The organism is Bradyrhizobium sp. AUGA SZCCT0177 (assembly GCF_018130125.1).
GTDB lineage: Bacteria > Pseudomonadota > Alphaproteobacteria > Rhizobiales > Xanthobacteraceae > Bradyrhizobium.
Genome location: NZ_JAFCMA010000055.1, coordinates 12,377 through 30,850 on the forward strand (window position 1 = coordinate 12,377; position 18,474 = coordinate 30,850).

Sequence of the window (18,474 nt, forward strand, 5' to 3'; positions counted from 1 at the left end):
ATCGATGAGGCAGGATCGTTGGCCAGCAAGGCATTAGCGTGCAGGCGCTTAACAAGGAACGCCGTCATGCCCGGCCTTGTGCCGGGCATCCACGTCTTTGCAGCGTTGCAGCAAGAAAGACGTGGATGGCCGGGTCAAGCCCGGCCATGACGGAGAACGGGGGCCTCACACCGTCAACACCGTCGACCCCGTGGTCTTGCGCGCAGCGAGATCGGCATGGGCCTTGGCCGCGTCTTTCAGCGGATAGGTCTGGTGCACCTCGATCTTGACCGCGCCTGATTTCACGACTTCGAACAATTCGTTTGCCATCGCCACGAGATTCTCGCGCTTGGCGGCGTAGGTGAACAGCGTCGGGCGGGTGACGTAGAGCGATCCCTTCGCAGCCAGCAGGCCGAGGTTGAGCGGCTCGACGGCGCCGGAGGACGCGCCGAACAGCGCGGCGACGCCGAGCGGCGCGAGGCAATCGAGCGATTTCAGGAACGTGTCCTTGCCGACGGAGTCATAAACCACCGGCACTTTGGCGCCGCCGGTGATTTCGTCGACGCGTTTTACGAAATCCTCCTTGGTGTAAATAATCGTGTGGGCGCAACCATGGGCTTGCGCGAGCTTCGCCTTCTCCTCGCTGCCCACGGTGCCGATCACGGTGGCGCCGAGATGTTTGGCCCACTGGCCGAGGATCAGGCCGACGCCGCCGGCCGCGGCATGCAGCAGAATGGTGTCGCCGGATTTGACGCGATAGGTCTGGCGGATCAGGTATTGCGTGGTCAGGCCCTTCAGCATCATCGCGGCCGCGGTCTTGTCATCGATCCCATCGGGCAGCTTCAGCAGGCGATCGGCCGGGATCAGCCGCGCTTCGGAATAGGCGCCAAGCGGCGAGGCGCCGTAGGCGACGCGGTCACCGGGCTTCAGATCGGTGACACCGCTGCCGACTTCCTCGACCACGCCGGCGCCCTCGCTGCCCAGCCCGCTCGGCAGTTGCACGGGATAGACCCCCGAGCGGTTGTAGATGTCGACGAAGTTCAAACCGACCGCGGTGTGGCGGATGCGCGCCTCGCCCGGTCCAGGCTTGCCGACCTGGACTTCCTCCCAGGTCAAAACTTCAGGACCGCCGGTCTTGTGAAAACGGATGGCGTGCGTCATGGGATGCTTCTTCCTTCGGGTGGGATGAAAAGAGAAAAATGTTGCGGCGGTTCAAGTCTCGATGATGACGTAGCTGTCCTCGACATGGACCGCAAAGGTCTCGGCCACATAGGGGCCCTTCTCGAGGTCTTCAAGACCTTTGGCAAGTTCTTGAGTAAGCTCTTCGCCGCGTTCGATCGCAACCGGATAAGAACGGATCTTGACGCGCTTCGGATCGAAATAGGATTGCCCGTTGCGCATGTCGAATTCCCAGCCGTGCCAGGCGCAACGCAGCAGCTCGCCGACGCGCGAGCGCTGATAGACACCGGGCTCCGGCGAGGTCAATCGCGCCACGCACGCCGCCTTCTCCAGCGGCGCACCAGCGTGCGGACAACGATTGAGCAACGCAAAGAATTCGCCATTGACGTGGAACACGACGATGTCGCGGCCCTCGACGCCAAAGACCTTGTTGCCGCCGGGCGGGATGTCTGAGGTGCGGGCGACGATGTGCCGGGCCATGCTTGGGTTAAACTATCATAGCTTGTAGACCGAGCGCGCGTTGCTGCTGAAAATCTTCTGGCGCTCGATCTCTGACAGCGGCGTCCTGAACGCGAAGCGCGGATCGTCGAAGTCCCAATGCGGGTAATCCGACGAGAACAGCAGGCGATCGACACCGACCCATTCGATCAGCGAGCGCAAATGTTTTGCCTCATCCGGCTCGTCGATCGGCTGCGTCGTGAACCAGAAATGCTCCTTCACATATTCCGACGGCTTGCGCTTCAGATGCGGCACCTCGCTGCGGAAGGTCTCAAAATGCCGGTCCATCCGCCACATGGCAGGCGGGATCCAGCCGAAGCCGCCCTCGATGAACACGATCTTCAGGTTCGGGAAACGTTCAGGGATTCCTTCGAGCACGAGGCTGCAGAGCATCGACGCCATGGTATGCGCGTTGCTCTGGTGTTCTTCAGCATAATAAGACGGCCAGCCGCCGCCGGTCGGCGCGTGCCCGCCATAGCCGCCGACGTGAATGCCGAGTGGCAGGCCGAGTTCCTGCGCGCGCTCGTAGATCGGCCAGTAGCGGCGGCGGCCCAAGGGTTCATTGGCACGCGGGCAGACGTTGATCTGCACATAGCGGCCGGTCTTGGCGCAGCGTTCGATCTCGGCGATCGCGAGCGCCGTGTCGTCCTGGCCGGCGAGGATCGAGGCTTTCAACCGCGGATCGCGATCGGACCAGAAGGCGAGCTGCCAGTCGTTGATGGCGCGCTGGATCGCGGCGCCGAATTCGAGATTCTGCTGCGAGAAGATGAAGAGGTCGAGCACCTGCAAAATGCCGTACTCGACATCGAGGGGATCGAGGTGCTGCTTCTGCATGAAGGAGAGATCGGAACCCGGAGGCCCGCCGGTCGGCGGCCACGCATCACGCCGCGCGATCAGCGGCGAAGAGCGCGGATAGGGCGTGGTGCCGATATAGGGCGTGCGCAAATGGCTGCCATATTCCCTGAAATGCTGTTGCCAGCGCTTCGTCATGAACTGGTCGAGGTCGCTATGGGCATGGATGCTCGGATGCACGTCGCAGTCGATGATGCGCAGCCGGCTCTTGGCGGCGGCTTCCTGTTCCAGAATCGGGCGGTCGATGACGTCGCTCATGCGATCCTCCTCATAAGGTAGTTCAAGCCGCAAGCTTCAGCCGCGGAAAGGTTTCCAGCGGATTGTCGGCGCACATGCGCGAAACGATACTGGCCGGCAGATGCGGCGGCATCGCGTCATTGCCATCGAACTGCCAGTGCGGATAGTCGGACGCAAACAGGAACATCTTGTCGGAACCGATCTGCTCGATGATATCTGCGACGCCAGCCGCATCCGGCGGGCCATCGAACGGCTGCATCGTGACGCGAAAATGGTCGCGGATGATCGAGGCCGGCTCGCGTTCGACCCAGGGCACCTCGACGCGCACGCCGCGCCAGGTCTTGTTGGCGCGCCACATGAAGGCCGGCAGCCAGCTGACGCCTGATTCCATCAGCACCACCTTCAAGCCCGGGAATTTGCCGAACACGCCCTCATAGACCAGACTCAGTATCTGGGCCTGAAACGCCTGCGCCTCCATCAAATAAAATTCGTAGCGGTAGGACGGCCAGCCGATCGAACTCGGCGCGCCCCGGTACTGGCTGCCGGCATGGATCGCGATCGGCAGCTTGTGTTTCTCGGCGGCCTGATACACCGGCCAGAAGTGACGCTTGCCGAGCAGCTGATCGCCCTGCGCCAGCACCAGCACGGAGACAAAGCGCTGATCACCCGCAAGCCGCTCGATTTCCTCGACCGCGAGATCCGGCGCCTGCATCGGCACCACGATCGAGGCGCGCAGCCGCTTGTCCTTCGAGAGCCATTCGGCCGCGATCCAGTCGTTGATCGCCTTGCAGAACGCGGCCGCCATATAAGGATCGAATACCGCTTGCGCACCGTACAACACATTGCAGATCGCGTGGCTGGCGCCGAGCTGGTCGAACGCACCGCGCTGCACCATCGCGAGGTCGCTGCCGGGCTTGCCCGTCGCAGGGCGCCAGTCGGCGCGGCCGGACAACGGCATGCTCGGCGGATAGGAATTGAGATCAAGGCCGTCGATGGCGCGGCTGACGACCTGCTCTTTCCAGTGATCGTCGAGATAGGGCAGCAGCGTGGTGCGGGTTCCGCCCACCGCGGGATGGATGTCGCAGTCGATCCGCGTGGCCGCCATGGCGTTTCCCTGAGTGTCTTTATTGGCAACGAGTGCGTCGCCCCGCAAATGTGCCGCCGATGTGCTGGCTGCGCAAGGGTCGAACGTGGAAACCGACCGGGTGGCAGACCTTGGATGGACGCATACCGAGCGATATTCGCGGCCTTGCGGCACGGCAGCAAAGCGCAAATACTCGTCTCAAGCGGGCCGGGAAAGATTCCGGCTGAACCCGCAAGAAACAGAGACCGGGGGAGAAACGTTATGACGCATACGGAGCGGAAGGCCGCCAGTAGCGAGAACAGCATGCAGATCGACCGGCGCAGATTCCTGGCAACGACGGGTCTTGCTGCCTTCGGAGTCACCCTCGGGATTTCCGGCAGCGGCGCCGACATTTCCGCCGCCTATGCACAAGGCGCCGCGCCCGCGGCCGCCGCGCCGAAAGGGCCGCAATATCTGAAATTCCCCGGCAAGAATGAAAAGCTCGTCCTGCTCGGCGACAAGCCGCTGGTGGCGGAGACGCCGGAGAGCCTGCTCGACGACGACACCACGCCGATCGAGAAGTTCTTCATCCGCAACAACGGACAGCTGCCCGAAGAGACGAAGAATCCCGACGCCTGGAAAATTACCATCGACGGCGAGGTCAACAACAAGATCGAGATCACGCTCGGCGAGTTGAAATCGAAATACAAGACGGTGACGCGGCGCATCGTGCTGGAGTGCGGCGGCAACGGTCGCGGGGCATTCTCGCCGCCGGCGCGCGGCAACCAGTGGAGCAATGGCGGGGTCGGCTGTGCCGAATGGACCGGCGTGCCGCTTGCCGATGTGCTCAAGAGCGCGGGGCTCAAACCCAGCGCCAAATACACCGCGCACTATGCCACCGATTTGCATCTGTCGGGCGACGCAACCAAGCCTACGATCTCGCGCGGCGTGCGGATCGAAAAGGCGATGGATCCCAACACGCTGATCGTGTGGGCCATGAACGGCCAGCCGCTGCCGAACATTCATGGCGGGCCGGTGCGCCTGATCGTGCCGGGATGGCCGGGCTCGGCGTCGCAGAAATGGCTGACCAAGATCACCATCCGCGACAAGGAGCATGACGGCCCGGGGATGACCGAGTTTTCGTATCGCACCCCGATCAAGCCGATGATCCCGGGCGACAAGGGCGATCCGTCAAACTTCCGGATCCTGGAGTCGATGCCGGTTCGCTCGATCATTACCAGCCCGGCGAATGGCGCCAAGTTCGCGGCCGGAACGAAGGAGCTGAAGCTGCGAGGCGCGTCGTGGGCCGGCGACCTCACGGTGAAGCAGATCGACGTCTCGACCGACTTCGGTGCGAGCTGGCAGCGCGCCAGGCTGGAAAAGCCGAAGAACAAATATGACTGGCAGCGCTGGACCGCGAGCGTGAAGCTGGCTTCCGACGGCTATTTTGAAATCTGGACGCGCGCGACCGATTCAAAGGGAGCGATGCAGCCGCACCAGGCCGGCTTCTGGAATCCGCAGGGCTATGGCGGCAACGCCATGCACCGGATCGCGGTGCTGGTGGGCTGATGCTGCGAGCTTTGGGAATGGCTGTCGCCGCACTGCTGTGGATGACGCCGGCGATCGCCCAGACCGCCTTCACGCCGCGTGACGAGAGCCCGGAGGAATTTGCCGCCGGGGCCGGCCGCGACGAGACGTTCTATGCCTGCACCGCCTGCCATGGTTTCAAACTCGTCGCCCAGCAGGGTTTGACGCGCGCGCAGTGGGACGATTCGATCAACCTGATGATCCGGCGGCACAACATGCCGCCACTCGACGACAAGGATCGCGCCGTGGTGCTGGGCTATCTCGAAGCTGCCTATCCGCCGCGAACCCCCGCCGCGCGCGGCGGCTGGCAGAACCCGTTTGCCAAGTAACCTGTTTGCTGCCAAGCGAACACGAGCCAGTCAGATCCGGTACAGCCGGCTCGCGGTGTTATGCAGGATGGCGGCCTGTTCGGCATCACTGAGATACGCGATGGCGCTGCGAAAGGTGCGGTACAGCGTGCCGTAATCGGTCCAGAGCTTTTCGATCGGAAAATTGCTGCCGTAAAAACAACGGTCCGCGCCGAACATCGCGACGGTTTCCTTGACGATCGGACCGATCAATTCGGCGCGGCAAGCGTGAACGAAGGTGCCGAGCCCGGAGAGCTTGACGTTGACATTCGGGCATTGCGCCAACGCCGCCATGCCGTCGCGCCAAAGCTGCCAACCCAACGCCGACATGTCTTCCAGCATGCCGGCATGTTCGAGCACGAACACGATGTCCGGGAACGACCGCGCCAGCTTCGCGCCGTCCATCATCTGGGAAGCGAAGATCTGCAGTTCGAACAGCAGACCGTGCTCGGCCAGCATCGCGAGACCACGCCGCCAGTCCGCATCGTTCATCACGTCCGCGCGCGGCGCGAAGCGGTATTGCGCGTTCTCATGCCAATGCAATTGCTGCCTGATGCCCCGTGTCGCCGGCAATGCCGCCAGACGCTTGAGCAAACTGCCGGCGTCGGGATCGGCGAGATCCGCATGGGCGACATTGGCGTGCGGCCAGCCGGTCGTATCCGCAATCGACTGAACCCACCGCGCCTCGTCGTAGCTCAGCCCCGCCGGCCAATTGGTCTGGATATAGATCGATTTGACGATATCGCAGTCCATGATGTCGCTGCGGTATTCGTAGATCGAGTAGTCGCGGCAGATCGGCTTGTAAGGTCCAAAAATGCGCGGCACAGGCGGCCCGGACAGCCAGGGCAGATCATTCAGGCGCCAGACATGATGGTGCGCGTCGACGGTTGGAACGGATTTCATTGCAGAATCTAACTTATGGCTTCATCTGCTTACGGCTTCGTGGCGGGATCGGCTTCGCCGAAAATATCGGCGGCGATGCGCGTCGGCTCGATCGCGGCGGGCACGCCGCAATACATCGCCACCAGCAGCAGGACGTCCTGCACCTGCGCCGCCGTGCAGCCGTTCGCCAGCGCCCCCTTGGCGTGGACGCGGAACTCGGCGGGCTTGTTGCTCGCAGCCATCATGCCGAGCATCACCAGGCTGCGGACGCCGTCGGAGAGAGCCGGCCGCTCCCAGACGTCGCCATAGACATAGGCATTGATGATGTTCTGCAGCGGCGCGCCGAACTCGCCCGACGCCGCCATGCGCTCGGCGACATCGGCCTCGCCGAACAGCTTTTTGCGCCGGCGCAGGCCTCGGGCGTACAGTTCACTGGTGTCCAATTCGAACTCCCCACGCGGCGTTGCCAATCTGACCTTACATTATACGGTCATTTCGTGAACGGCTGAATCCGCTAAAATAGCCATTTTAGGCCACGATCTCTTGCACCATATCTATTTGTCCGTATAAATCAATAGAAATCCGTAAAGAGATTTCGCCGATGATGGCTGGAGGAAACAGGATGAAGCTGCGATTTCGCATTCTCGCCGGTCTGGTCCTGCTCGGACTGTCGGGACCGCAGGCCAACGCCGCCGACGAATATCCGATGAGGCAGATCAAGATCATCGTGCCGTTTCCCGCCGGCGCCGGACCCGACCAGGTCGCGCGCCTGATCGGCCAGCGCCTGCAGGAGGATCTTGGGCAGACGGTCGTGATCGAGAACCGCAGCGGCGCGCTCGGCAGTCTCGGCGCGCAGGAAGTCGCGCGCAGCGCGCCTGACGGTTACACCCTGCTGATGGGAACCAACACCACCCAGGCCAGCAACGTCGCGATGTTCAAAACCCTGCCCTACGATCCGGCAAAAGATTTTGCACCTGTCATCCGCACCATCACGACAGCGATGGTGCTGCTGGTGAAGCCGGACTTCCCGGCCAGAGATCTCAAGCAATTCATGGAATACGCCAGGAGCCGTCCGAACCTGACCGCCGGCTATGGCTCCGGCGCCTCGCAGATATCGAACGCGCAACTGCAGAGCCGGGGCGGCATGACGATCCTCTCGGCGTCGTATCGCGGCGTGCCGCTGGCGGTCACCGACGTGATCTCGGGCGTGATCGATCTGGCCTTTGCGGATTTCTCGGTCGCGATCCCGCAAATGCAGGGCGGCACGCTGCGCGGCATCGGCGTGACGTCGCCGAAGCGCAACGAACTGACGCCGGACCTGCCTCCGCTCGCCGATGCCATGCCGGGCTTCGAGGCGACGATCTGGTACGGGCTGCTGGCGCCTGCGAAGACGCCGGAACCGGTCGTCAACCGGCTCTACACCGCAACCCAGAAAATCCTGTCGACGCCGGCGGTGCGCGAAAGGCTTGCGAGCCTCGGCATGGTCGTTGCCCCGATGCCGCCGGCGGAATTTGGCGCCTTCATCGCTAGCGAAATCACGCGATGGACGGCGGATGCCAAGGCCGCCGGCATCGAAGCCAAATAGGCGTGGATGATGACAACGGACGCGCCGGTCGGGATCGTTGGCCTCGGCCTGATGGGCATCGCGCTGTCGGCGCGGCTGATCGACGCAAAGATCCCGCTGGTCGGGTTCGATATCGACCCGGTCAGATGCGGGATGTTCAAGGCCAGTGGCGGCATGGTCGCGAATTCGGTGCGTGAACTCGCCGGGCGTTGCCGAACAATCATCGTCGCCGTCTATAGCGGCGAACAGGTCGAGGCATTGTTCGATGAAATCGACGATGGCGCCGGCGCCGTGCGGCCGGTCGTGATCTGCACCACGACCTGCGGACCCGGCGAGATCATCCGGATTGCCGCGCGCGCATCGGGCGCCGGCCTGCCGCTGGTGGAGGCGCCAATATCCGGCACCAGCACCGAGGTGCTCGACGGCACCGCCACGGCGCTGCTGGCCGGCGACGACGGCGTCATCGACCACGCCGGCGGACTCCTGAATATTCTCTGCCCGCGCAGCCTCCGCGTCGGCGTGATCGGCGACGCCAGCCGGGCCAAGCTCGCGATCAACCTGATCCTGCAGAACAACCGCGCCGCCCTGGCCGAGGGAATCGCGTTCGCCGAACGCATGGGCCTGGACGGATACGCCTTCCTGGCGGCGGCGCGGCAATCGGCCGCCTATTCCCGTGTGATGGACTCCAAGGGTGAGAAGATGTTGACGCGGGACTATCGGCCGCAGTCACATATTGCCCAGACATTGAAGGATGCCGAGTTGATCATCGAGGAAGCCGGGCGATGCGGCATGCATCTGCCGCTCACCACCATCCAGGCCGAACTTCTGCGCGCCACGATCGCGCTTGAGGGCCCGGACCGCGACAGCGCCGCGGTCATCGAGGCGATCCGGCGGCGGTCCGCCTTGCCTGAGGTGTTGCGATGATCCGTGCCGCCATTGCCGGTCTCGGCCGCTGGGGCCGCAATCTGGTCGAAGCCGCCAGCGGCCATCCGCGGCTGAAAATCGTCCGCGCCGTCGAGCCTGACATCAAGGCGGCGCAGCAATTTTGCAGCCAACACGATCTCGAATTGACCGCCGATCTCGATGCGGTCCTGGCCGATGACACGATCGGCGCGATCCTGCTGGCGACGCCGCATTCGCTGCATCCGGCGCAGGTGATCGCCTGCGCGGGGGCGCGAAAGCAGGTTTTTTGCGAGAAGCCGCTGGCGCTGACGCGCGCCGACGCCGCGCGGATGTTCGGCGCCTGCCGCGACGCCGGGGTCATGCTGGCCGTCGGCCATAACCGGCGCTTCTGGCCATCGATCCGCGCCCTGCACGAAACGCTGGCAAGCGGCCAGCTCGGGACCATCCTTCACGTCGAGGGCCACAACAGCAACGAAAACTCGCAGAAAATCACCAGCGGATGGCGGCTATCGCCGGAGGAATCGCCCGGCGGCGGCTTCACCGGCGCGGGCCTGCATGTGCTCGACGCCTTCGTCAGCATGCTGGGGCCGGTGGAACGGGTCTATGCCCGGCTGCGTCAGCGCGAGACCGGCCCGCCGCCGCTCGATACGGCGGTCGTGGCGCTGGATTTTGTCAATGGCGTCACCGGCACCCTTGCCACCGTGCGGGCAACGCCGTTCTACTGGCGCATACACCTGTTCGGAACGGACGGCTCCGCCGAGGTGCTGGATGAAACGACCATGATCCTGCGAAAGAGCGGCGCTGCGCCGCAACGGCTCACCTATCCAGCTACCGACGTGCTGCGCGCCGAGCTCGACGCCTTTGCCAGCGCGATCGAGAACAAGGGTGCATTCCCGGTAAGGGAAGCCGAGGTGCTGGCGACCTTGTCGGCGTTCGAGGCGGCGCTGCAATCGATGAAATCTGGCCTGCCCGTGCAATGTCAAAGCCTTCAAGAAAATGCCGGTCAACATGGCCGCTAAAAAAGAACCGCGCAAATCGGCGCGCTACCGCGACATCGCCGCCGAGCTGCAGAAGGAAATCCGGCTCGGCTCGACGCCGGTCGGCGAATTGCTGCCGACCGAGACCGAATTGATGGCGCGGTTCGGCGCCAGCCGCCAGACCGTGCGCGAGGCGCTGCGGATCGTCACCGAACAGGGCCTGATCGTTCGGCGGGCCGGGCTCGGCTCGGTGGTGATCGCGGCCGAACCACCGGTATTGTTCACGCACAGCGTCAAATCACTCAATGAATGGCTGCGATATTCCAACGAGACCTATCGCCAGGTGGTGGGCTCCAGCGATGTTGTCGCCGACCGCAACCTCGCCGCCCTGCTGAAATGCGAACCCGGCAAGCACTGGTTCCTGATCGAGGCGATCCGCCGCTCCGATGAATTTGCGGATCCGCTGGGCTGGGTCGAAATCTATGTGCTGCGGAAATTCGCCGGCGTGGTGAAGCGGCGCGATCATGGCCGCAGCCCGGTGCATGAGCAGATCGCAAAGATGTTCGGCGAGACCATCGAATACGCGCAACTGGAAGTGTTCGCGCGCGGCATGCCGGCGAAACTGGCAAAGGCGCTCGGGGTCAAGCCCGGTTCACCCGCGCTGACGATGGTGCGCCGTTACTACGGCCTGCGCGAGGAACTGTTCGAGGTCACCGTCACCACGCATCCGGAGGGACGCTACACCTACACCATGGACATGCAGCGCTCGCTGCGGCCGAAGGTGTAGGTTGCTCTCCTCCCTCTCCCCGTTCTTTACGGGGAGAGGGTTGGGGTGAGGGGCTCTCTCCGCCACCTGTGGTCTATCGATAGACCTGTACCCCCTCACCCGCCGCGCTATGCGCCATAGCCGAGGCTTCGCCTCGGCGTTCTCTAAGGACGGCCGCCGGAGGCGGCCTATGCTCTCCCCGCAAGCGGGGCGAGGTGAAGACAGCGGCGCCGAAACTTGCTTAAGTTTCCAAAATTGGATCATGGGGAGATCGCGTGGCGGGCAACGAACAAGAAACGTATCAATGCGACGTGCTGGTAGTCGGCTCAGGCTGCGCCGGCCTGTCGGCGGCGGTCACTGCGGGGCATCAGGGGCTCAAGGTGCTGGTCGTCGAGAAGGAGCCGCGCTTTGGCGGCACCACCGCGCGGTCCGGCGGCTGGCTGTGGATTCCCGGCACCTCGCTGGCGCGCAACTGGGGCATCGTCGAGAGTCCAGATCAGGCGCGGACCTATCTGCGGCATGAGGCCGGAAATTCCTACGATGCCGCCCGCGTCGATGCGTTTCTGACCTCCGGTCCCGAGGCGGTGGATTTCTTCACCAGCAAGACCGCGGTGCGTTTCGACATGCCGTTGACCTTTCCGGATTATCACGCCGAGGCCCCCGGCGGCACGCAGGGCGGCCGCTCGATGGTGACGCGGCCGTTCAATGGAAGTGAACTCGGCGAGCACCTCAAGGATATCGGCGCGCCCCTGCCCGAACTCACCGTGTTCGGCATGATGCTGGGCTCCGGCAAGGAGATCGTCCATTTCATGCGCGCGACCAAGTCGCTGACCTCGGCGCTGTTTGTCGCCAAGCGGCTGTCGAAGCATCTGGTCGACGTGATCCGCCATGGCCGCGGCATGAACCTCACCAACGGCAATGCGCTGGCCGGACGCCTCGCCAAATCGGCGTTCGACCTGAAGATCCCGTTATGGCTATCGTCACCCGTGCGCGAACTGATCAGCGACAGCGGCGCGGTGCGTGGCGCCATCGTCGAGCGCGACGGGCGCACGATTCGCATTAATGCAAAGCGCGGCGTCATCCTCGCCTGCGGCGGCTTTCCGCATGATGTGGCGAGGCGCAAGGCGATGTTCCCGCACGCGCCTACCGGCAACGAACATTACTCACCGGGCCCGACCGGCAACACCGGCGACGGCTTGCGGCTGGCGGAATCTGCGGGCGGCCGCGCCGAGGATTCGCTGCCCAATGCCGCAGCCTGGGTGCCGGTTTCGATCACCACGCGCAAGGACGGCAGCAAGGGCGTGATGCCGCATTTCATCGACCGCGCCAAACCCGGCGTGATCGCGGTGACGCGCGAGGGCGTGCGCTTTGCCAATGAAGGCAATTCCTACCACGACTTCGTGCAGGACATGATGAAAGTCGCAAAACCTGGCGAAGAGATCGCGGCGTTCCTGCTGTGCGATCATCGCGCCTTGCGCAAATACGGCCTCGGCTGCGTGCCGCCGTTTCCGATGCCGCTCGGCCATCACTTGCGCACCGGCTATCTCAAGCGCGGCGCGACGCTCGCCGAACTCGCGGCGCAGGCCGGCATCGACGCCAGGGGGCTCGAGGCGACGGTCGCGCAGTTCAACAAGAGCGCCGCCGACGGACAGGACCCGGCATTCGGAAAAGGCTCGCGCGCCTACAACCGCTACCAGGGCGATGCGCTGCACGGCCCCAACCCCTGCATCGCGCCGATCAAGGACGGGCCGTTCTATGCGATCAAGATGGTGATCGGTGATCTCGGCACCTATGCCGGCATCCGGACCGACGCCAACGCGCAGGCGCTCGATGCCGACGGCCAGCCGATCGCGGGCCTCTACGCTGTCGGCAACGACATGGCGAGCATCATGGGCGGCAATTATCCCGGCGCCGGCATCACGCTGGGGCCGGCGCTGACGTTCGGGTATATCGCGGGACGGCACATCGCGGGACAAGCGGCATGACGGATTCTCGGTTGCCGATTTTGCACCATTTCGAGGCCTCGCCCTTTTCCGAGAAGATCCGCGTGATCTTCGGCTTCAAGCAGATCGCCTGGCAGTCGGTGCTGATCCCGCGCATCATGCCGAAGCCGGACCTTGTGCCGCTGACCGGCGGCTATCGCCGCACGCCTGTCATGCAGATCGGCGCCGACATTTTCTGCGACACCCGGATCATCCAGCGCGAGATCGAGAAGCGCTTTCCCGAGCCGACGCTGTTTCCAGGCGGCAATGGCGGCGTGCCTGATATGACCGGCTTGTGGACCGATCGGATCTTCTTTGGCAGCGCCGTGTTTTTGGCGTTCGGTTCGCTCGGCGACAAGGTCCCGCAGGATTTCATCGACGACCGGACCAAATTGCGCGGCGCGCCGTTCGACGTGAAGGCGATGGCGGCAGCATTGCCGCATCATCGCGACCAGTTTCGCAGCCAGGCGGCGCTGATCGAGGCGCAGCTCGCGCATGGCGGGAAGTTCCTGCTCGGCGAATTCAGCCTCACCGATGCCGGCTGCTACATGAACATCTGGTACGTTCGCTCGAACCTGCCTGAACTCGCCGACGAACTGCTGGCCGAATTTCCGCGGCTGCGCGACTGGGAGCAGCGGGTCCGCATTCTCGGCCACGGCACCCGCACCGAACTCTCGGGACAGGACGCGCTCACCATTGCGGCGAAAGCCACACCCGAGGCCCGCGCGCCGGAGGCGACGCGCGATTGCGAACGCTGGAGGATCGGCGACGTCGTGAAGGTTTCGGCCGATGAGCCGGTCAAGACGCCGATCGAGGGGGAAATCGTCTCGCTCTCCGTACACCACATCGCCATCCGCAGGCGCGATCCTGATCTCGGCGAGGTCGTCGTTCACTTTCCGCGGCTTGGGTATGTCGTATCGGATGCGTGATTGACCAAACCAACGCTTCGCTTTCAAATAGCCGCATGGCGGAGCAAACGACGGTAACCGACCGGGCACAAATTCCACGCTTCACCGCGAAAGGCGTGTGGCGTGGCTGCGTTGAAATCGCACCTATCGCCGTGTTCATCATCCCGTTCGGAATCGCGTTTGGCGTCGCCGCTTCCGCGAAGGGCATCGCGCCGGAAGTCAGCATCCTGATGAGCATCGCGATCTATGCGGGCGCCTCGCAATTCGCGCTGCTTGATCTGTGGTACGCGCCGTTGCCACTGGCGACCCTCGCGCTCACGGTGCTCGCCGTCAACGCGCGGCACATTCTCCTCGGCGCGGCGCTCGCGCCGTGGCTGCTGCAGATCCCGATCAAGGGGCGGCTGGCGGCGCTGATCGGGCTCAGCGACGGCAGCTTTGCGTACGCCATGTCCGCCCGCGAGCGGGGAGAAGTCGACGCCGGCATTCTGTTCGGCAGCGGCATCGCGATGTGGCTGATATGGATCGCAAGCACCGCGGTCGGCGCCCTTGCGGGTTCATTTCTCGGCGATCTGACGCGCTTCGGCTTCGATGCGGTCATGGTGACGTATTTCGCGGCCGTCGTCGTCGGCCAATGGAAGGGGGCCAAAGACCTGTATCCGTGGCTTGCGGCGGCGGCGGTTGCCGTGATCGGGACCTATGTTCTGCCGCCGGGCTGGCACATCATCGCGGGCGCCCTGGCCGGCGGGATCGTCGGAACCTGGCGCCATGGTTGATACGGTTGCGGCGGTGGCCGCCGTCCTGCTGCTGACTTTGGTCACGATGGCGACACGGGTCGGCGGCGTCTGGATCATGTCTTACGTCAAAATCACGCCGCGCATCGAGGCCTTCCTCAAATACATGGCGGTATCGGTGCTGATTTCGATCGTGGTTCCGACAACGCTGGCCGCTGCGCCGCGGATCTGGATGGCGGTCGCGGCGGCCGCACTCGTGGCCGCCGTCACCCACAGCGCGCTCAGCGCCATGCTGGTGGGCGCGGCCGTGGCGGCGGTGGTGAAGAATTTGGGGATGTGAGGGATGGGTGGTGGAGGGCGGAGATCGCGGCGCCAGCCCGCCTTCGCCAAAAGGCTTCGGCGTGGCAGCCTTCGCTCGCTTCGCTACGATAGGGTACGTTCCGGCTTGCCTAGCCGTAGCTCGCGAAGCGAGCGAAGGCTGGTGGGCGCGACAGGGATCGAACCTGTGACCCCTACCATGTCAACACAGCGTGTTGACGGAAACTTCAGCAAAAACCATTCTCACAGTGCTGAAAACGTCCCCATCCGTTCACGTTCGGATCACGGCAATCTTGGGCGTTTCTTGGGCCAGCCCGTCGTACAGAGGGAGGATGGCCTATGGCAGATCGGGCTTAGCGACGATGCGCCGGGCCCCTTTGAAACTCACCAGTTTGCACTGCGCGTGGCCAGCGGCCTCCCGCCCTGCCCGGCGCCGGTAGTCAAGTTTCGGCACTTCAAGACCATTCGCGAGGTGCACAGCAATGCATCCGCCTAACCCTGAAGCTCAAAGCCAGCGCGAGGGCGGCAACCCTGCACTGGCCAATTGCAAACCTGGAAGCTTTGAGCACCCCCAGAATATACTGCCAGCCAGACAGGCGCAACATCTTCGGCGGCTGTACGCATTGACCGCTTCCGTGGCCAATGCCATCGCCGAGCTGGCCTTCGCGGGATTACCGCGGTGACAGTCCGCCGCACGACCCCAATCTTCGCAAGCGACGTTCGCCGCCTTGGTGGCACAGTTACCATTGGCCAGGGCAGGAACCCCGTCGATGGGACCAACTATTTCACCGTCCGCCACATCTCGCGCGGCGGTGACGTTGCATTCGAATCTCGCCCGATCCCCGACGAAGACAGGGCAATCCAGGCGGCAGCAACATTGGCCGAGTTTACCGGCGCGACGGTGCGCCTATGAACAACCTGGTCAGCCTACCTAAGCCTGAGTGGACCAGCGGCCTCATCAGATCGGTCGCCGGCTGCGCGCATGGCAACCTTTTCAATGCGTGTCACGCGCTGCGGAACGATCCCGATCTCCAACTTCTGCTCGCCTACAACGAATTTTCAATGAAGCCGCAGATCGTGCGGAGCCCACCTTGGGAGTTCAACCCCAACGCCTTTGCTCAGCGCGACTGGTCCCCGAGCGACGACCTGCTCTTAACCGAATACCTGCAGGGCATCAGCATTCCGCTGAAGCCGCAGACGACAACGCAGGCCGTTGATTTGGTGGCGAGAGAGCGGCCATACCATCCTGTTTTGGACTACCTCGATTCCCTTAAATGGGACGGAAAGCCGCGACTGGATCAGTGGCCCACCGATTACCTTGGTGCGATCGAGACGCCCTACACGCAAAGCATCGGCAGAGCAGCGCTGATCGGCGCTGTCGCGCGCATTCGCAACCCTGGCTGCAAGGTCGATACCGTCCCCATTATCGAAGGCCACCAGGGCACCGGAAAATCCTCTGCCGCCCGCGCAATGTTCGAACCGTGGTTTTCCGATGAGATCGCCGACCTCGGCAGCAAAGATGCTTCGATGCAGACACAAGGGGTCTGGCTCATCGAGATTTCGGAGCTGGACGCGATGTCGCGCGGCGAGGTCTCCAAGATCAAGGCGTTCGTAAGCCGCACCACGGACCGCTACAGGCCGCCCTATGGGGCTCGCCTGATTGAAACCAACAGATCCTGCGTTTTCTGGGGTACCACGAATAGCGACACCTACCTGAAAGATGAAACGGGTGGCCGCCGGTTCTGGCCCATCAGGGCGGGCAAGATTGACCTGGCTGGATTGAAGGCCGCCCGCGATCAGCTTTGGGCCGAGGCGGACCGGCTATACGCCGACGGCGCCGCATGGTGGCTTGTGAACCCGGAGGCGGTTCGCATCGCTGAGGGCGAGCAGACTGCCCGTTACCAGGGCGACCCGTGGGACGAGCCGATTGCCGAGTACCTAAAGACAGTCGCCGATGTGTCGGTGGCCGAGATACTCCGCGACGTTCTGCACCTCGAAATAAGCCGCTGGGGACAGGCCGAGCAGAACCGCGTGGCGCGCTGCCTGAAGGCCCGCCAACTGGTGCGATACCAAACCAGAACTGGTGACAAGCGCGGTTGGCGCTACCGAAAGGTAGGCTGACAAGTGATCCAACCAGCACAAAGCACGAATGTCACCACTACAAGACTGGTGACAATGGACATACTGGTGACACGAGAAACCCTTGTGGCACAGGCATTGTCACCACTGTCACCACTGTCACCACTTTCTGCTTATACGGTATCGCGCGCATATAAGGGTTTCAGACCTACGTGTGACACCGGTGACACCGGTGACACTGGTGACACTGCCTTCGATCACCCTTCGGCTCAGAACCGAATAGTAACCGGATCAAACGAAGCGCTCGGGTACGACTTGACCGTCGAGCCATCTTTGGATGCCGGGCCCTCGGGTGTGGACGGCGAAGAGTTCGTCGCACTATCCCGTGACTGCAGGCGCACAAACCCAATGCTGAACCAGCCGCCGCTGACGGTGTCGAGCTGCGCGGAATTAAGTTCGTTGTTCAAGCTGGCCATCGTTCGTCTCCCTGAGTTCATTTGGAAGGTTTCCCGTGAAGTCCCGCTTAGCCGATCAGGGACCCTGTCGACCGTGACGAGGATCACAAAGGGGACGTGGGCGTCCGCACGAGAGGCCGGGGGGGGGTATTTTTTTCTAGTCGCCTACCCTCTGGGACCGCGTGGCCCCGTACCTTCGCTAAATGCCCCCAATTTTTGTTTTTGAGGTGAACACATGAGACAGCGTGGAAGAAAATCGGCTGCAGCCAGGGGAAATCGCCCCGTTCGTAGGAATGAGCGCCATCACGCGGCCAGACCCGCCCGACGAGTACCGGTTATCAGACGAACAAACGGCGGAGTGGTGGTCAGTCGTCAATAGGATGCCCGCTGATTGGTTTCCGCGAGAGACCCACGCGTTGCTAGCCCAATTCTGCCGGCACGTTGTAAACCCTGACGGCTGAATGGCATTGCCCACGCCCGACGATACCACGACGAACTCCGCTACGGAGCGGCGGGGGCGGAACGAGATCGTGTCGCCGTGCGTGGTCAATCATGACGATATCAATTGGCTAAACCGAGGAACGCAACGATGACGCAAACGACACAGACATTGCAGGCCGGCGGCACCGAGATCACCCGCTTCAACGCGCTGCGCCACGGCGTGCTGTCGGGCTACACGGTGCTGCCCTGGGAAAGTACCGACGAATACCGCGCGGTTGTCGAGGCGCTAGTGGCCGAGCATGGTCCGCTAGGCCCAACCGAGGAGCACCTCGTCGAGGAGATCGCCGGCATCTTCTGGCGCAAGCGCAGGCTTCGCCTTGCTGAGGCTGCCGCGCACCGGCGCGGGCTGGAGGGGACGCTGGCATCCTACCGCGAGACGGTAAAGGTGGCGCTGGTCCATCTCGATACTTCTGGCCAGTCTGAGCGCGTGGTCGACGCCATACGGGCCACGGTGGCGGATAACCAGGAGGATATGACGGACATGGCAGCGGATGAGACCATGACCCGTGATGCTCTCGCATTGCTTGGTTCCAAGCGAAACGACGCCTACGAGGCCGCTTTGGCGGCGCTGCGCGAGGATACACAAACTTGGTGGGCGGATACGCTCGCCGCCGATCCCGACGAACTTGGAGAAGGCAAAGAGCCAGCTACCGCCGACGTCGAGGG

19 protein-coding genes are annotated in these 18,474 nt (G+C 63.4%); 12 read left to right on the forward strand and 7 right to left on the reverse strand.

Features of this window, described 5'->3' with window-relative positions:
- Positions 1 to 165: 165 nt before the first annotated feature.
- Genes JQ597_RS36005 through JQ597_RS36020 form a run of 4 tightly spaced genes read right to left on the reverse strand, consistent with a single transcriptional unit; the run spans position 166 to position 3,850 of the window.
- Complete coding sequence (locus tag JQ597_RS36005; protein ID WP_212270129.1) at positions 166 to 1,140, reverse strand: quinone oxidoreductase family protein; 975 nt, start codon at positions 1,138 to 1,140, stop codon at positions 166 to 168.
- A 51-nt stretch (positions 1,141 to 1,191) separates the two neighbouring features.
- The gene (locus JQ597_RS36010) at positions 1,192 to 1,638 is read right to left on the reverse strand and encodes a Rieske (2Fe-2S) protein (RefSeq protein WP_212270130.1); all 447 of its coding nucleotides are present in this window, start codon (positions 1,636 to 1,638) and stop codon (positions 1,192 to 1,194) included.
- A 15-nt stretch (positions 1,639 to 1,653) separates the two neighbouring features.
- Positions 1,654 to 2,766 carry an amidohydrolase family protein gene (locus JQ597_RS36015; RefSeq protein WP_212270131.1) on the reverse strand — a complete coding sequence of 371 codons (1,113 nt, stop codon included), beginning with the start codon at positions 2,764 to 2,766 and terminating at the stop codon, positions 1,654 to 1,656.
- A 22-nt stretch (positions 2,767 to 2,788) separates the two neighbouring features.
- Positions 2,789 to 3,850: an amidohydrolase family protein gene (locus JQ597_RS36020; RefSeq protein ID WP_212270132.1), complete on the reverse strand. Its 1,062-nt coding sequence runs from the start codon at positions 3,848 to 3,850 to the stop codon at positions 2,789 to 2,791.
- Between the two features lie 240 nt (positions 3,851 to 4,090).
- Here JQ597_RS36020 and JQ597_RS36025 point away from each other — a divergent pair, with 240 nt between their 5' ends.
- The gene (locus JQ597_RS36025) at positions 4,091 to 5,377 is read left to right on the forward strand and encodes a sulfite oxidase (protein ID WP_212270133.1); all 1,287 of its coding nucleotides are present in this window, start codon (positions 4,091 to 4,093) and stop codon (positions 5,375 to 5,377) included.
- Between the two features lie 17 nt (positions 5,378 to 5,394).
- Complete coding sequence (locus tag JQ597_RS36030) at positions 5,395 to 5,724, forward strand: hypothetical protein (protein WP_249148454.1); 330 nt, start codon at positions 5,395 to 5,397, stop codon at positions 5,722 to 5,724.
- A gap of 30 nt (positions 5,725 to 5,754) precedes the next feature.
- On the opposite strand, the gene JQ597_RS36035 is transcribed toward JQ597_RS36030, so the two are convergent.
- Both JQ597_RS36035 and JQ597_RS36040 read right to left on the reverse strand, forming a co-directional pair.
- Positions 5,755 to 6,645: an amidohydrolase family protein gene (locus tag JQ597_RS36035; protein WP_212270135.1), complete on the reverse strand. Its 891-nt coding sequence runs from the start codon at positions 6,643 to 6,645 to the stop codon at positions 5,755 to 5,757.
- A gap of 29 nt (positions 6,646 to 6,674) precedes the next feature.
- Entirely contained in the window at positions 6,675 to 7,067 is a 393-nt protein-coding gene (locus tag JQ597_RS36040) for a carboxymuconolactone decarboxylase family protein (protein WP_212270136.1), read from the reverse strand.
- Positions 7,068 to 7,246: 179 nt separating this feature from the next.
- Between JQ597_RS36040 and JQ597_RS36045 the strand changes: the two genes are divergently transcribed.
- The 9 genes from JQ597_RS36045 (at position 7,247) to JQ597_RS36085 (ending at position 16,894) form a co-directional block, all read left to right on the forward strand.
- Positions 7,247 to 8,209, forward strand: coding sequence for a Bug family tripartite tricarboxylate transporter substrate binding protein (locus JQ597_RS36045; protein WP_212270137.1), 963 nt, complete (start codon positions 7,247 to 7,249; stop codon positions 8,207 to 8,209).
- A gap of 9 nt (positions 8,210 to 8,218) precedes the next feature.
- Positions 8,219 to 9,112 carry an NAD(P)-dependent oxidoreductase gene (locus JQ597_RS36050; protein WP_212270138.1) on the forward strand — a complete coding sequence of 298 codons (894 nt, stop codon included), beginning with the start codon at positions 8,219 to 8,221 and terminating at the stop codon, positions 9,110 to 9,112.
- A complete protein-coding gene (locus tag JQ597_RS36055; RefSeq protein WP_212270139.1) occupies positions 9,109 to 10,110 on the forward strand; it encodes a Gfo/Idh/MocA family protein in 1,002 nt (333 codons plus the stop codon). The genes JQ597_RS36050 and JQ597_RS36055 overlap by 4 nt, the downstream gene beginning before the upstream one ends.
- The gene (locus tag JQ597_RS36060; RefSeq protein ID WP_212270140.1) at positions 10,100 to 10,855 is read left to right on the forward strand and encodes a GntR family transcriptional regulator; all 756 of its coding nucleotides are present in this window, start codon (positions 10,100 to 10,102) and stop codon (positions 10,853 to 10,855) included. The genes JQ597_RS36055 and JQ597_RS36060 overlap by 11 nt, the downstream gene beginning before the upstream one ends.
- A gap of 254 nt (positions 10,856 to 11,109) precedes the next feature.
- Positions 11,110 to 12,819: an FAD-dependent oxidoreductase gene (locus JQ597_RS36065; protein ID WP_212270141.1), complete on the forward strand. Its 1,710-nt coding sequence runs from the start codon at positions 11,110 to 11,112 to the stop codon at positions 12,817 to 12,819.
- Positions 12,816 to 13,745: a glutathione S-transferase family protein gene (locus tag JQ597_RS36070; protein WP_212270142.1), complete on the forward strand. Its 930-nt coding sequence runs from the start codon at positions 12,816 to 12,818 to the stop codon at positions 13,743 to 13,745. The genes JQ597_RS36065 and JQ597_RS36070 overlap by 4 nt, the downstream gene beginning before the upstream one ends.
- A gap of 35 nt (positions 13,746 to 13,780) precedes the next feature.
- Positions 13,781 to 14,497, forward strand: coding sequence for an AzlC family ABC transporter permease (locus JQ597_RS36075; RefSeq protein WP_212270143.1), 717 nt, complete (start codon positions 13,781 to 13,783; stop codon positions 14,495 to 14,497).
- Positions 14,490 to 14,795, forward strand: coding sequence for an AzlD domain-containing protein (locus JQ597_RS36080; protein WP_212270144.1), 306 nt, complete (start codon positions 14,490 to 14,492; stop codon positions 14,793 to 14,795). Before JQ597_RS36075 ends, JQ597_RS36080 begins: the two co-directional genes overlap by 8 nt.
- An 887-nt stretch (positions 14,796 to 15,682) precedes the next feature.
- The gene (locus JQ597_RS36085) at positions 15,683 to 16,894 is read left to right on the forward strand and encodes a virulence-associated E family protein (protein ID WP_212270145.1); all 1,212 of its coding nucleotides are present in this window, start codon (positions 15,683 to 15,685) and stop codon (positions 16,892 to 16,894) included.
- A 227-nt stretch (positions 16,895 to 17,121) separates the two neighbouring features.
- Here the strand turns inward: JQ597_RS36085 and JQ597_RS36090 are convergent, their stop codons facing one another.
- Positions 17,122 to 17,328: a hypothetical protein gene (locus JQ597_RS36090; RefSeq protein WP_212270146.1), complete on the reverse strand. Its 207-nt coding sequence runs from the start codon at positions 17,326 to 17,328 to the stop codon at positions 17,122 to 17,124.
- A 568-nt stretch (positions 17,329 to 17,896) separates the two neighbouring features.
- Here JQ597_RS36090 and JQ597_RS36095 point away from each other — a divergent pair.
- Positions 17,897 to 18,474 (forward strand): hypothetical protein (locus JQ597_RS36095; RefSeq protein ID WP_212270147.1); only part of this gene is annotated, 578 nt, incomplete at its 3' end.

Excerpts from the sequence above, each read along its gene's own strand:
- JQ597_RS36005 (WP_212270129.1), bottom strand. The coding sequence starts at position 1,140 with ATGACGCACGCCATCCGTTTTCACAAGACCGGCGGTCCTGAAGTTTTG.
- JQ597_RS36010 (WP_212270130.1), bottom strand. The coding sequence starts at position 1,638 with ATGGCCCGGCACATCGTCGCCCGCACCTCAGACATCCCGCCCGGCGGC.
- JQ597_RS36015 (WP_212270131.1), bottom strand. The coding sequence starts at position 2,766 with ATGAGCGACGTCATCGACCGCCCGATTCTGGAACAGGAAGCCGCCGCC.
- JQ597_RS36020 (WP_212270132.1), bottom strand. The coding sequence starts at position 3,850 with ATGGCGGCCACGCGGATCGACTGCGACATCCATCCCGCGGTGGGCGGA.
- JQ597_RS36025 (WP_212270133.1), top strand. The coding sequence starts at position 4,091 with ATGACGCATACGGAGCGGAAGGCCGCCAGTAGCGAGAACAGCATGCAG.
- JQ597_RS36030 (WP_249148454.1), top strand. The coding sequence starts at position 5,395 with ATGGCTGTCGCCGCACTGCTGTGGATGACGCCGGCGATCGCCCAGACC.
- JQ597_RS36035 (WP_212270135.1), bottom strand. The coding sequence starts at position 6,645 with ATGAAATCCGTTCCAACCGTCGACGCGCACCATCATGTCTGGCGCCTG.
- JQ597_RS36045 (WP_212270137.1), top strand. The coding sequence starts at position 7,247 with ATGAAGCTGCGATTTCGCATTCTCGCCGGTCTGGTCCTGCTCGGACTG.
- JQ597_RS36050 (WP_212270138.1), top strand. The coding sequence starts at position 8,219 with ATGACAACGGACGCGCCGGTCGGGATCGTTGGCCTCGGCCTGATGGGC.
- JQ597_RS36055 (WP_212270139.1), top strand. The coding sequence starts at position 9,109 with ATGATCCGTGCCGCCATTGCCGGTCTCGGCCGCTGGGGCCGCAATCTG.
- JQ597_RS36060 (WP_212270140.1), top strand. The coding sequence starts at position 10,100 with ATGGCCGCTAAAAAAGAACCGCGCAAATCGGCGCGCTACCGCGACATC.
- JQ597_RS36070 (WP_212270142.1), top strand. The coding sequence starts at position 12,816 with ATGACGGATTCTCGGTTGCCGATTTTGCACCATTTCGAGGCCTCGCCC.
- JQ597_RS36075 (WP_212270143.1), top strand. The coding sequence starts at position 13,781 with ATGGCGGAGCAAACGACGGTAACCGACCGGGCACAAATTCCACGCTTC.
- JQ597_RS36080 (WP_212270144.1), top strand. The coding sequence starts at position 14,490 with ATGGTTGATACGGTTGCGGCGGTGGCCGCCGTCCTGCTGCTGACTTTG.
- JQ597_RS36085 (WP_212270145.1), top strand. The coding sequence starts at position 15,683 with ATGAACAACCTGGTCAGCCTACCTAAGCCTGAGTGGACCAGCGGCCTC.
- JQ597_RS36090 (WP_212270146.1), bottom strand. The coding sequence starts at position 17,328 with ATGGCCAGCTTGAACAACGAACTTAATTCCGCGCAGCTCGACACCGTC.